The sequence below is a fragment of the Methylobacterium sp. WL6 genome, assembly GCF_008040095.1.
Taxonomy (GTDB): Bacteria; Pseudomonadota; Alphaproteobacteria; order Rhizobiales; family Beijerinckiaceae; genus Methylobacterium.
On the sequence record NZ_VRVH01000108.1, the window covers coordinates 1 to 13817 of the forward strand.

General features: G+C 72.1%; 8 protein-coding genes. 3 read left to right on the top strand and 5 right to left on the bottom strand.

Annotated features, from left to right (window positions below):
• Positions 1–599 (top strand): methyl-accepting chemotaxis protein (locus tag FV230_RS15255; protein WP_246694861.1); only part of this gene is annotated, 599 nt, incomplete at its 5' end.
• Positions 600–626: 27 nt separating this feature from the next.
• On the opposite strand, the gene FV230_RS15260 is transcribed toward FV230_RS15255, so the two are convergent.
• The 5 genes from FV230_RS15260 to FV230_RS29700 form a co-directional block, all read right to left on the bottom strand.
• Complete coding sequence (locus FV230_RS15260) at positions 627–2345, bottom strand: efflux transporter outer membrane subunit (protein WP_246694862.1); 1719 nt, start codon at positions 2343–2345, stop codon at positions 627–629.
• A gap of 14 nt (positions 2346–2359) precedes the next feature.
• Positions 2360–5671 carry an efflux RND transporter permease subunit gene (locus tag FV230_RS15270; protein ID WP_147842999.1) on the bottom strand — a complete coding sequence of 1104 codons (3312 nt, stop codon included), beginning with the start codon at positions 5669–5671 and terminating at the stop codon, positions 2360–2362.
• A 253-nt stretch (positions 5672–5924) separates the two neighbouring features.
• A complete protein-coding gene (locus tag FV230_RS15275) occupies positions 5925–9071 on the bottom strand; it encodes an MdtB/MuxB family multidrug efflux RND transporter permease subunit (protein WP_147843000.1) in 3147 nt (1048 codons plus the stop codon).
• A 277-nt stretch (positions 9072–9348) separates the two neighbouring features.
• The gene (locus FV230_RS15280) at positions 9349–10683 is read right to left on the bottom strand and encodes an MdtA/MuxA family multidrug efflux RND transporter periplasmic adaptor subunit (protein WP_147727822.1); all 1335 of its coding nucleotides are present in this window, start codon (positions 10681–10683) and stop codon (positions 9349–9351) included.
• A 277-nt stretch (positions 10684–10960) separates the two neighbouring features.
• Complete coding sequence (locus tag FV230_RS29700; protein ID WP_187275512.1) at positions 10961–11101, bottom strand: hypothetical protein; 141 nt, start codon at positions 11099–11101, stop codon at positions 10961–10963.
• Positions 11102–11405: 304 nt separating this feature from the next.
• On the opposite strand from FV230_RS29700, the gene FV230_RS15285 reads away from it, so the two are divergent.
• Together FV230_RS15285 and FV230_RS15290 are read left to right on the top strand one after the other, a co-directional pair.
• Positions 11406–12560 (top strand): aminotransferase, encoded by a 1155-nt coding sequence (locus tag FV230_RS15285; RefSeq protein WP_147843001.1) that lies wholly within the window; start codon positions 11406–11408, stop codon positions 12558–12560.
• 426 nt (positions 12561–12986) lie between these two features.
• Complete coding sequence (locus FV230_RS15290) at positions 12987–13439, top strand: DUF4112 domain-containing protein (RefSeq protein ID WP_147729523.1); 453 nt, start codon at positions 12987–12989, stop codon at positions 13437–13439.
• Positions 13440–13817: the final 378 nt, after the last annotated feature.

Consider the following 13817-nt stretch of genomic DNA (forward strand, 5'->3'; position numbering starts at 1 on the left):
GCGGCTCGGCCGACCTCGCCCAGGCCGCCGTGGCGCAGGCGGACGACACCGTCCGGCTCGTCGACGCCCTCAGCCGGGCGGCCGGGCGGATCGGCGACGTCGTCGGCCTCATCGCCGACATCGCCGGCCAGACCAACCTGCTGGCGCTCAACGCCACCATCGAGGCGGCGCGCGCCGGCGAGGCCGGCCGCGGCTTCGCGGTGGTGGCCTCCGAGGTCAAGGCGCTCGCCGCCCAGACCGGCCGGGCGACGGAGGAGATCGCGGGCCAGGTCACGCAGATCCAGGGCGCGACCGGCCAGGCGGTGGAGGCGATCGCCGCGATCACCCGCCGCATCCGCGACATCGACGCGATGGCGACGACGATCGCGGCGGCGGTGGAGGAGCAGGGCGCGGCGACCCGGGAGATCGTGCGCAACGTCGGCCAGGCGGCGACGGGGACCGGCGCGGTGACGAGCACCATCGCCGGCGTGGCGAGCGCGGCCGAGGAGACCGGCGCCGCCGCCGCCCAGGTCCTGACCTCGGCCGGCGCGCTGTCGCGCCAATCCGGGCACCTGGGCGCGGAGGTCGACCGCTTCCTCGCCACGGTGCGCGCCGCCTGACGGCGTCGGCCTTGCGCGACGGGCTGGCTACTCGTCCGGGTGCACCGCCGGCGACAGGTCGATCGGCAGGCGCGGGCCCTTCAGCTCGGCGTCGCTCGGCAGCGCGCGCGCGTCCCAGCCGCCGCCGAGCGCCCGGATCAGGCCGACGGCGGTGGTGAAGCGGGCGAGCCGCACCTGCAGCGCCGCGACCTCGTTGTTGAGCTGCAGCGCCTGGGCGGTGACGACGGTGGTGAAGTTCTGGGTGCCGGCGCGGTACTCGTTCAGGGTGATCTCGACGGCGCGGCGGGCCAGCGTCACGGCCTCGTCCTGCGCCACCTGCTGGCGGGCGAGGATGCGCACGCCGACGAGGCCGTTCTCCACGTCGGCGAAGGCGGCGAGCACGGTCTGGCGGTAGTTCGCCACCGCCGCGTCGTAGGCCGCCCGCGCGGCGGTGATCGCGGCCGAGCGCGCGCCGCCGTCGAACAGCACCTCGCTGCCGGCCGCCGATACCGCCCAGACCTGGTTGGCCGCCGAGAGCAGGCCGTTGCTGGTGAGCCCCGAGATCCCGCCCGAGGCCGAGAGCGTCACGGTCGGATAGAGCGCGGCCACCGCGACGCCGATCTGCTCGCTCTGCGCCTGGACGGTGCGCTCGGCCTGGGCCACGTCCGGGCGGCGCTCGAGCAGGGCGGCGGGGATGCCGACCGGCACCGCGGGCGGCACCAGCGCCAGCGGCGCCACCGGCAGCGACAGCTCCGAGGGCGGGCGGCCGACGAGCGTGGCGATCGCGTTCTCGAACTGGGCGCGGGTGAGGGTCGCGGCGATCGCCGAGGCCTGGGTGGTCTGCACCTGCGTCTGCGCGGTGATCACGTCCGAGCGCGCGGCGACGCCGGCATTGTACTGGTTCTCGGTGATCGCCACCGTGCGCTTGAAGTTCTCGACGTTGGCGTTGAGCACCCGCACCAGCGAATCGGCGTAGCGCAGCGACAGGTAGTTGTTGGCCACCTCGGCCTGGATGGTCAGGCGCGTCAGCGCCAGCGTCGCGGCGTCGGCCTGGGCCAGGGCCGCCTCGGTCTCGATGGTCCGGCGGATGCGGCCGAACAGGTCGAGCTCCCAGCTCGCCTGCCCCTGGATCGACACGGAGGTGCGCTCGGAGCCCAGCGTGCGCGAGCGGGTGATGCTCGGGGCGCCGATGACCGTCGGGTAGAGCGCGGCCTGGGCCGACTCGACGATCGCCCGCGCCTGCCGGTAGTTCGCCACGGATTGGCGCAGGCTCTGGTTGTCGACGTCGACGAGGCGGATCAGCCGGTCGAGCGCCGGGTCCTTGAACACCCGCCACCAGTCGCCGCGCTCGGCCGCGTCGTTGGGGAGGCCGGGGCGCCAGTTCTTCCGCGACGCGACGAAGGCGACCGAATCCTCGCGGGCGCCGCCCTGCTTGAACGCCAGCGGCGTCTCGACGGACGGGCGCGCGTAGTCTGGGCCGACGACGCAGGCCGACAGGGCGGTGGTGAGGGCGACGAGACCGCCCGTCCTCAGGACATGGCGCCAAGCTGGGTGCGCATCCCCTCCCCCCGCACGCGGGGAGAGGGCCGCATGCACCGCGTCGTGCATGCGGCGAGCGGAAGCGAAGGTGAGGGGGCCGGGCAGGACGAGGCGCATCCGGATACGCCCCCTCACCGTCGGCTGCCGCCTCGCCGCGCCGACGACGAGGTCGTCGCGGCCCTCTCCCCGCGCGCGGGGAGAGGGGGGTGCGCCGACCCCGTCCTGCATCGATCGAAACCGCATCATTCCCCCGCCGGCAGGGCCGCTGCGCCGCCGCGGCGGCGGGCGTTCACCCGGTGCCGGAGGCGGTCGAGGCAGAGGTAGACGACGGGGGTGGTGTACAGGGTCAGGATCTGGCTCACGATCAGGCCGCCGGCGATGGCGATGCCGAGCGGGCGGCGGAGCTCGGAGCCCTCGCCGCCGCCGAAGATCAGCGGCGCCGCGCCGAGCAGCGCCGCCAGCGTTGTCATCATGATCGGCCGGAAGCGCAAGAGGCAGGCCTCGAAGATCGCGTCGCGGGGGCTGGCGCCGCGCGTCCGCTCCGCGTCGAGGGCGAAGTCGATCATCATGATGGCGTTCTTCTTGACGATGCCGATCAGCAGGAACACCGCGATCAGCGCGACGATCGTGAACTCGGTGCCGGTCACCAGCAGCGCCAGCAGCGCGCCGATGCCCGCCGACGGCAGCGTCGAGAGGATCGTGACCGGGTGCACGAAGCTCTCGTACAGGATCCCGAGGATGGCGTAGACGGCCAGGATCGCGGCCAGGATCAGCAGCGGCTGGCGCGAGGCCGAGGCGACGTAGTTCTTGGCCGCGCCCGCATACTCGCCGTGGATGGTGGCCGGCAGGCGCAGCTCCGCCATCGCCTTGTCGATCGCGACGGTGGCGTCCGACAGGCTCTTGCCGGGGCTGAGGTTGAACGAGATCGTGGTCGCCACGAACAGGCCCTGGTGGCTCACCTGCACCGGGGCGTTGCCGGTCTCGACCCGGGTGAAGGCCGAGAGCGGCACCATGGTCTCGACCGCGGACGAGACCGGCGCGCTCGAGGAGGCGCTGCCCTTCGAGGCGGCGATGGCGTTGGCGGCCGCGTTCCGGGCCGAATCCGACGCGACCGCGGCGGCGTTGGTGCTGGCGTCGGCCGCGGCGGTGGTCGAGGGGACGGCGCCGGCGGGCGCCGCCGCCACCGTGCCGGCGACCGCGTTGGTGGTGGCCGAGCCGCGCGCCTTGCCGCCGGAGGTCGAGACGTAGAGCTGCTTGAGGGTCTCGGGGTTCTCCAGGTAGCGCGGCGCGATCTCCATCACGACGTGGTACTGGTTGAGCGGGTTGTAGATCGTCGAGACCTGGCGCTGGCCGAAGGCGTCGTAGAGGGTGTTGTCGATCTTGTCGGGCGTGATGCCGTAGCGGAAGGCGGTGGCGCGATCGATCACCAGCCGGCTCTCCAGCCCGCCCTCCTGCTGGTCGGAGGTGACGTCGGCGAAGGTCGGGTCCTTCTGCAGCGCCTGCACCAGCTTCGGCGCCGCCGCGTAGAGCTCGGCCGCGGTGTCGCCCTGCAGGGTGTACTGGTACTGGGCGAAGCTCTGGCGCCCGCCCATCTGCAGGTCCTGGCGCGGGAAGACGTAGAGCCGGGCGCCGGCCACCTGCGAGAGCTTGGGCCGCAGCCGGTTCGACACCTCGCCGATCGAGGCGCGCTCGCCCACCGGCTTGAGCCCGACGAAGACGTTGGCCGAGTTGGTGCCGCGCCCGCCGGTGAAGCCGACGACGCTGTCCACCGCCGGGTCGGCCTGCACGATCGCGGCGGCCTCCTTGAGCTTCTTCTCCATCGACTGGAACGAGATGCGCTGGTCGGCCTGGATGCCGCCCATCATCTGGCCGGTGTCCTGCTCGGGGAAGAAGCCCTTCGGCACGATGACGTAGAGGTAGACGTTGAGCCCGACCGTCGCGGCGAGCACCAGCAGCACGAGGCGCGGGTGCCCGAGCGCGACGCGCAGGGTGCGCTCGTAGGCGTTCAGCGTGCCGGTGAAGGCGCCCTCCAGCCCGCGGATCAGGATGTTGGGGCGCCTGCCCGCGCCGTGCGCCTCGGGGCGCAGGAAGCGCGCGCACATCATCGGCGTGGTGGTGAGCGAGAGCACGAGCGAGATCAGGATCGCCAGCGACAGGGTCACGGCGAATTCCTGGAAGATCCGCCCGATCAGGCCGCCCATCAGCAGGATCGGCAGGAACACCGCGATCAGCGACAGGCTCATCGAGATCACGGTGAAGCCGACCTCGCGGGCGCCGACCAGGGCCGCCTCGATGCGGGACTTGCCCATCTCGATGTGGCGCTGGACGTTCTCGAGCACGACGATGGCGTCGTCCACGACGAAGCCGGTGCCGATGATCAGCGCCATCAGCGACAGGATGTTGAGCGAGTAGCCGAGCAGGTACATCACCGAGAAGGTGCCGACGATCGAGATTGGCACCGCCACCGCCGGGATCAGTGTGGCGCGCCCCGAGCGCAGGAACGCGAACACCACGAGGATGACGAGGCCGACCGCGATCAGCAGCGTCTCCTCGGTGGCGGCCAGCGACGCCCGGATCGTCGCGCTGCGGTCGCCGGTGAGCTTCACGTCGATGCCGCCGGGCAGCGCCGAGACGATCTGCGGCAGCGCCGCCTTCACCCCGTTGATCGTGTCGACGACGTTCGAGCCCGGCTGCTTGTAGACGAACAGCAGCACGCCCTGCTTGCCGTTGACCACGCCGAGGTTGCGCCGGTCCTCGACCGAGTCGATCACCTCGCCGACGTCGGTGAGCTTCACCGCCGCGCCGTTGCGGTAGGCGACGACGAGGTCGCGGTAATCCTCCGCCTTGCGGCCCTGGTCGTTGGCGTAGAGCTGGAAGCGCCGGTCGCCCGCCTCGATCGCGCCCTTGGGCGAGTTGGCGTTGGCCGACGCCAGCCCCGCGCGGATGCCCTCCAGGCCGATGCCGTAGTGGAACAGGGCGGTCGGATCGAGCTCGACGCGCACCGCCGGCAGCGACGAGCCGCCGATGTCGACGTTGCCGACGCCGGGCAGCTGCGACAGCTTCTGCTGCACCACCGTGGCGCCGGCATCGTAGAGCTGGCCGGGGGTCAGGGTGTCCGAGGTCATGCCGAGGATGACGATCGGCGAGTCGGCCGGGTTGAACTTGCGGTAGGTCGGGTTCTGGCGCAGCGCGGTGGGCAGGTCGGCCCGCGCGGCGTTGATCGCCGCCTGCACGTCGCGCGCGGCCCCGTCGATGTCGCGGCTGAGGCCGAACAGCAGCACGATCCGCACGGTGCCGGTGGAGCTCGTCGAGGACATCTCGTTGACGTCGGCGATGCTGCCGAGCCGCCGCTCCAGCGGCGCCGCCACCGTCACCGCCATGGTCTCGGGGCTGGCCCCCGGCATCTGCGCCTGGACCAGGATGACCGGAAAATCCACCTGCGGCAGCGGCGCCACCGGCAGCTTCAGGAACGCGAAGAGGCCGGCGAGCAGCACGCCGACGGTCAGCAGCGTCGTCGCCACCGGGCGCCGGATGAAGGGCTCGGAGATGTTCATGGGCGAAAGCCCATAGGCGTCACGGCGCTGTTCCCCTCTCCCCGCACGCGGGGAGAGGCCCGGCTGCACCCCGTCGTGCAGCCGGGAAGCGCAGGCGAAGCCGCAGCGAGGGTGAGGGGTCGCGAACGGCGGAGGCTCCTCCGCCGAAGCCCCCTCACACTCGGCTGCCGCCTCGCCGCGACGACGACGAGGTCGTCGCGGCCCTCTCCCCGCAGGCGGGGCGAGGGGCTGCGAGGCGCTGTCGCGATCTTCCTCACGGCAGCGCCTCGCCCGCCGGGAGGTCCGGCTCGGGTTCGCGGCGGCCGGTGATGCGGCGCTCGAGGCGGTCGAAGAACAGGTAGATCACCGGGGTCGTGAACAGCGTCAGCACCTGGGAGACGATGAGGCCGCCGGCGATGACGATGCCGAGCGGCTGGCGCAGCTCCGAGCCGACGCCGGTGCCGACGATCAGCGGGACCGCGGCGAATAACGCGGCCAGGGTCGTCATCAGGATCGGGCGGAAGCGCAGCAGGCAGGCCTCGTAGATTGCGTCGCGCGGGGACATCCCCTCCTCGCGCTCGGCCTGGAGCGCGAAGTCGATCATCATGATCGCGTTCTTCTTCACGATGCCGATCAGCAGCACGATGCCGATGATCGCGATGATGTCGAGCGAGAGCCCGAACAGCATCAATCCGAGCAGCGCGCCGATTCCCGCGGACGGGAGCGTCGACAGGATGGTGATCGGGTGGATGAAGCTCTCGTAGAGGACGCCCAGCACGATGTAGACGGTGACGATCGCCGCCAGCACCAGGAACAGCTCGTTCGAGAGCGCCGACTGGAAGGCGAAGACCGACCCCTGCGGCACCACGCGGAAGCTCGGCGGCAGGTCGATGCTTTTCCGCGCCTCCTCCACCGCGTCCACCGCCTGGCCGAGCGCGGCGCCCGGCGCGAGGTTGAACGACACGGTGGTGGCCGGGAACTGGCCGAGATGCGAGATCAGCAGCGGCGCCCGGCGCTCGTCGATCCGCGCCACCGCCGAGAGCGGCACCTGCCCGCTCGATGCGGTGGAGGAGGGCAGGTAGATCGCGTCGAGGCTGGCGATGGTCCTGTGCAGGTCGGGGTCGGCCTCGAGGATCACCCGGTACTGGTTCGACTGGGTGAAGATCGTCGAGATGATGCGCTGGCCGAACGCGTCGTAGAGCGCGTTGTCGATCGTCGCCGGCGTGATGCCGTAGCGCCCGGCCGTCGGCCGGTCGATCGTGACGTAGGCGGCCAGGCCCTGGCCCTGGTGGTCGCTGGCGACGTCGGCCACCACCGGCGACCGCGACAGCGCGTCGGTGAAGCGCGGCACCCAGGTCTCGAAATCCTCGAGGTTCGGCGTCTCCAGGATCACCTGGTACTGCGTCGCCGACACCGCGGTGTCGATCGTCAGGTCCTGCACCGGCTGCATGTAGAGGCGCAGGCCCGCGACGTCGGCGGTGGCCGCCTGGATGCGGCGGATGATGGCGCCGGCCCGCTCGGCCCGCTCGGCCTGGGGCTTCAGGTTGATCAGGAACCTCCCTGAGTTCAGCGTCACGTTCTGGCCGTCGACGCCGATGAACGAGGACAGGTTGGCGACGTCCGGGTCCTTGAGGATGATCGCGGCGATGCGCTGCTGGCGCTCGGCCATCGCGGCGTAGGACAGGGTCTGGTCGCCCTGCGTGATCCCCTGGATCACGCCGGTGTCCTGCACCGGGAAGAACCCCTTCGGGATCGTCACGAACAGGGTCGCGGTGAGCGCGATGGTGGCGAGCGTGACCAGCAGCGTCAGGCCCTGGTGGTCGAGCACCACCCGCAGCGCCCGGCCGTAGGCCGCGATGGTGCCCTCGGTGGCGCGCCGGCCCATCCGCCCGAGCACGCCCTCGCGGCGGCGGGTCTCGGCAAGGGACGCGGGAGATTGGGGCACGTGCTTGAGCAGGCGCGCGCACAGCATCGGCACCAGCGTCAGCGAGACCACCGCCGAGATGATGATCGTGGCCGCCAGCGTGATCGCGAACTCGTGGAACAGGCGCCCGACCACGTCGCCCATGAACAGCAGCGGGATCAGCACCGCGATCAGCGAGACGGTGAGCGAGATGATGGTGAAGCCGATCTCGCGGCTGCCCTTGAGCGCGGCCTCGAGCGGGGAATCGCCGTCCTCGACGTGGCGGGCGATGTTCTCGATCACCACGATCGCGTCGTCGACGACGAAGCCGGTGGCGATGGTCAGCGCCATCAGCGACAGGTTGTCGAGGGAGAAGCCGTAGAGGTCCATCACCGAGAGCGCGCCGATCAGCGACAGCGGCACCGACAGGCTCGGGATCAGCGTGGCGGAGACGCTGCGCAGGAACAGGAAGATCACCAGCACGACGAGCGCGATGGCGAGCCCGAGCTCGAACTGCACGTCCTCGACCGAGGCGCGGATCGTCACCGTGCGGTCGGTGAGCAGGCTCACCTGGATCGCGCCCGGCAGCGTGCCCTGGAGCTGCGGCAGCAGCGCCTTGATCTTGTCGACGGTGGCGATGACGTTGGCGCCGGGCTGGCGCTGGATGTTGAGGATGATCGCCGGCGTCTCGTCGGCCCAGGCGCCGAGCTTGGTGTTCTCCGGCCCCTGCGCCACGTCGGCCACGTCCGACATCTTCACCGGGGCGCCGTTCTTGTAGGCGATGATCGCGTCGTCGTAGGCCTTCGGGTCCTGGATCTGGTCGTTGGCGTTGATCGCGTAGCTCTGCTTCGGGCCGTCGATGGTGCCCTTCGGCGTGTTGACGTTGAGGTTGGAGATCGTGGTGCGCAGGTCGTCGATGTTCAGCCCGTAGGCGGCGAGCGCCCGGGCGTTGAACCGCACCCGCACCGCCGGCCGCTGGCCGCCGGAGATGCTGACGAGGCCGACGCCGGCCACCTGGGAGATCTTCTGGGCGAGCCGCGTCTCGGCGAGATCCCGCACCTGCGTCAGCGGCAGGGTCTTGGAGGTGAGCGCGAGCGTGATCACCGGCGCGTCGGCCGGGTTGACCTTGGCGTAGATCGGCGGCGCCGGCAGGTCGGACGGCAGCAGGTTGCCGGCGGCGTTGATCGCCGCCTGGACCTGCTGCTCGGCGATGTCGAGCGGCAGGTCGAGGTTGAACTGCAAGGTCACGACCGAGGCGCCGGCCGAGGATTGCGAGGTCATCTGGTTGAGGTTGGCGAGCTGCCCGAACTGCCGCTCCAGCGGCGCGGTCACGGCCGAGGTCATCACCTCCGGGCTGGCGCCGGGATAGAACGTCTGCACCTGGATCGTCGGGTAGTCGACCGAGGGCAGCGCCGAGACCGGCAGGTTCAGGTACGACACCCCGCCGACGATCAGGATCGCCAGCATCAGGAGCGTGGTCGCGACCGGGCGCAGGATGAAGAGGCGGGACGGGTTCATGCCGGGGGCCCGCTCGCGGACAGGCGGAGGCGATCACCGCGGCGATCCGTGCGCATCCCCTCGCCCCGCACGCGGGGAGAGGGCTGCGACGACCTCGTCGTCGTCGCAGCGAGGCGGCAGCCGACGGTGAGGGGGCTTCGCCGGAAGAGGCTCGTCCGGATCCGCCCCCTCACCGCCGCTTCGGCTGCGCCTTCGCGTCCCGCACGGACGACGAGGTCCGTGCGGGCCTCTCCCCGCGTGCGGGGAGAGGGGAAGCGCGCCGTCTGGATCGCGTCGCTCACGGCTGCTGCCGCCGGCGGCCGCGCTTCTGTCCGGCCTCTTGGGCGCCGCCGGCGTCGGCGGCGGGGGTGACCTTCTGGCCGTCGACGCCCTCCGTGATCCGCACCGGGGCGCCGTCGCGCAGGCGGTCGGTGCCGTCGGTGACGACGCGGTCGCCGGCCTGGAGGCCGGAGAGCACCACCGTCCGCGTGCCGTCGGTCTCGCCGGTCTTGATCGGGCGGACCGAGACCTTCGCGTCGCCGTCCATCAGGTAGACGTAGGTGCCGGGCGTGCCCTGCAGGATCGCGCCGTTGGGGACCAGCGCCGCGTTCGCCACCGTGTCGACGGTGAGCTTGGCGTTGACGAACTGGTTCGGGAACAGCTCCTCGTCCTTGTTGTCGAACAGGGCGCGCAGCTTCACCGTGCCGGTGGTGACGTCGATCTGGTTGTCGACCGTGTCGAGGGTGCCGGTGGCGATCTCGTGGGCGTCGCCCCGGTCGTAGGCGCGGACCGCGAGCTTGGCGCCGGCGCGCACCCGGCGCATCACCCGGGAGACGTCGTCCTCGGGCAGGGTGAACACCACCGAGATCGGATGGAGCTGGGTGACGACGACGATGTTGGTCGAGGCCGCGGTGATGTAGTTGCCCTGGTCGACCTGGCGCAGGCCGACCCGGCCCTCCACCGGCGAGATGATGCGCGCGTAGGCGATGTTCAGCCGCTGCTGGTCGACGAGGGCCTGGTCGGAGGCGACCGTGCCCTCGTTCTGCTTCACCAGCGCGCCCTGGGTGTCGACGTTCTGCTTCGAGATCGAATCCTGCTGGGCGAGGCGCTGGAAGCGGGCCAGGTCCAGCTTCGAGTTCTGCAGCAGCGCCTGGTCGCGGGCGAGCTGGCCCTGGTACTGGGCGAGCAGCGCCTCGTAGGGCCGCGCGTCGATCTGGGCGAGGTAGTCGCCCTTCTTCACGGTCTGGCCCTCGCGGAACCCGATGTCGGTGAGGTAGCCGCTGATCTGCGATTTCACGGTGACGGTGGCCAGCGGCGTGACGGTGCCGAGCCCCTGGAGCACCACCGGGATGTCGCCGGTGACGATCTGCGCGATGCCGACCGCCTGGGGCACGTCCATGCCGCCGCGCTTGCCGCCGCCGCGGCCGCCCTTGCCCTGGGTCTCACCGGGGCCGCCCGCGACCTGCGTGCGCCCGTCGTACCAGCGGTGGGCCACCGCGCCGGCCGCCAGCAGCGCCAGGAGCAGCAGCATCCAGCGGAAGGGGCGGAACCGGCGCGTCTTGCCGGGCGACGCGACCGGGTCCGGCTGGAACGCGCGCGCCGTGTCCGTGCGGATGGGTGAGCTCTCGTTCATGACTGATTAGACCACGTTCCGGACGCCGCCGCGCCCGTGTCGCGCCCTATCCTCTCGCTGTTTTCGTCCGCGGGCCGACCGTTCGTCGGCCCGGGGAGCGAATCCGACACCCTGGTCCCGGCCGCCTGTACGGCATCCGAACGGACCGTGCCCTGCGGCACCCGCGCCGGGCGCAGCTCGGGTCCGGGTGCGCCCGCTCGGCATCCCTGCGCCGCAGCCATCGCCCGTCAATGCGTCGTCAGTACGGCACCGATGTTTCGGTGCTGTTGCTGGCCCGTCAGAGCCGCTCCAGCGCGCGGTAGTACCGCACCACGTCGCGGTAGGATTCGTCGACCGGCGCCACCGGGACCGCGCGCCGCAGGCCGAGGCCGAGGGCGCCGACGGCGAAGGCGAGCGCGAGGGCGCGGCGGGGGGACATGGCGGGCTCCGGCGATCCGTGACGGCAGGCGGACGAGGCCATAACGCGAAAAGGCCCGCCAACGAATTGGCGGGCCTCGCGACGACCGGTCCGGCGCCAGGTCAGGAACGGAACGAGGGGGCGGAGTTCCGCGCCCACCGGCGCCGCACCGGCCGTGTTCCCGAAAGCTATCTCACGGCTGATGAATGTCAACATTCGTCAGCCGTGAGGCCTGGCAGCAATCGCCGGTGGCGTGCGCTCCCGCACGTTTCGCGCGGGATCGGCGCCATGGTATCACCCCGCCGATGTCCGCCTTCCGCCCCGCATGAACCCGGTCCTCTCCGGCCTCCCGACCACGGTGTTCGAGACGATGTCGCGGCTCGCCCGCGAGCACGGGGCGATCAATCTCGGGCAGGGGTTCCCCGACGACCCGGGCCCCGCCGACATGCGCGCCCATGGCGCGCGGGCGCTCGTCGAGGGCTCGAACCAGTACCCGCCGATGATGGGGCTGCCGTCCCTGCGCGCGGCGGTGGCGGCGCATTACGCCCGGCACCAGGGGCTCGCCCTCGATCCCGAGACCGAGGTGATGGTGACCTCGGGCGCGACGGAGGCGCTCGCCGGCGCGCTGCTGGCGCTGATCGAGCCGGGCGACGAGGTCGTGCTGTTCGCGCCGATGTACGACGCCTACCTGCCGCTGGTGCTGCGCGCCGGCGGCGTGCCGCGGATCGTGACCCTGACGCCGCCCGCCTTCGGCCTCGACGAGGCCGCGCTCGCCGCCGCCTTCTCGCCGCGCACCAAGGTGGTGCTGCTGAACGACCCGCTGAACCCGAGCGCGACCCGGCTCGGCGCCGACGACCTCGCGCGGCTGGCCGCGTTCTGCCGCCGCCACGACGCGATCGCGCTGTGCGACGAGGTCTGGGAGCACGTGGTGTTCGACGGCGCCCGCCACGTCCCGCTGATGAGCCTGCCCGGCATGCGGGCGCGCACGGTGAAGATCGGCTCGGCCGGCAAGATCTCCTCGCTCACCGGCTGGAAGGTCGGGTTCGTGATGGCCGACGCGGCGCTGATGCGGACGCTCGCCAAGGCGCACCAGTTCCTCACCTTCACCACGCCGCCGAACCTGCAGGAGGCGGTGGCCTACGGGCTGGCGAAGGACGATGCCTACTTCACCGGGATGCGCGCCGGCTACGCCCGCTCGCGCGACCGGCTCGCCGGCGGCCTCGCCGATCTCGGCTTCACGGTGCTGCCGGCGCAGGCGACGTGGTTCCTCAACCTCGACATCGCCGATCTCGGCCACGCCGACGACGTCGCCTTCTGCGAGGCGCTGGTGCGCGAGCATCGCGTCGCGGCGATTCCCGTGAGCGCGTTCTACCCGGACCGGGCCGTGCGCACGCTCGTGCGGCTCTGCTTCGCCAAGGCCGACGCGACGCTGGACGCGGCGCTGGACCGGCTCTCGGGCGTGCGGCGGGCGGCATCGTGAGCGGGTTTCGGCTTTGGGATGAAACGCCCATCCCCTCTCCCCGCAAGTGGGGAGAGGCCCGGCCGCACCCCGTCGTGCGGCCGGGAAGCGCAGCCGAAGCGGCGGTGAGGGGGCGGTGCCGTGGGAGGCTCGCCGGTCGAAGCCCCCTCACCGTCGGCTGCCGCCTCGCCGCGACGACGACGGGGTCGTCGCGGCCCTCTCCCCGCAGGCGGGGCGAGGAGATGCGCGGGTCCCGGGCGCGCGTTCCGATGCGGCGGGAGCTCCTGTGGCCGGGGGCCTTGCTCCAGGGGCCATTGCTCCAGGCGCCATCACTCCAGGGGCCATGCGTCCGTCCGCCGAGCGCCGACGACGCCCCCCGCCTTGCCGGGGCAGCCCCGCGGCGCCACATCCCGGGCCATGGCCACCCCCGCTCACCGGTTTCCGCCGATGGATCCCTCGCAGACCTTCTCCCAAAGCTGGCGCGCGGGCACGACGCTGCGCATCGGCGACCAGAGCCGGGAGGCGACGCTCGCCCGGCTCGAGGCGCTGGCGCACCTGCTCGATTCCGCCTTCCTGATCCCCGGCCTCAACCGGCGGGTCGGGCTCGAGGCGGTGATCGGCCTCGTGCCGATCGTCGGCGACATCGCCGGCATGGTGATCTCGTCCTACATCGTCGCGGAGGCGCGCCGCCTCGGGGCGCCGCGCTGGCTGATCGCGCGGATGGCCTTGAACGTCGCCTTCGACGGCGCGATCGGCATCGTGCCCCTGGCCGGCGACCTGTTCGACGCCGCCTTCAAGGCCAACCGCCGCAACGTCCGCCTGCTGCGCCGCTGGATGGAACGCAGCGGCGGGCTGCGCCCCAACGAGATCGACGGCACCGCCGTGCGGATCGACGGCTGAGGGTTCCCAGGGCACGCGGTTCCCGTCCCCTCCCCCCTCTACGGGGGAGGGCGGGCCTCGCGTCAGCGCGGGTCGGGAGAGGGGAGCGACCTCTCCGGATGCGGCGCTCCCCTCTCCCTCCCTGCACCGCAGGGTCCCCTGCCCCGCACCCCAGTCGGGCTTGCCCGACTGGGGCACACGGGGTGCGGATCTCGGGCAAGCCCGAGATCCGTCGGGGGGAGGGAAATCGCGCGCACCCTACGACCCACTTCGTGCCCCACTTGCGGAGCAGCCCGCGATGAACGAGATCGCCCGGCCCCCCGAGGGCGACGCCGTGCCCGCGCCGATGCCCGGGGCGCAGCCGATCGTGCTGCGGCCGAGCGAGGGCCTGCCCGAGGC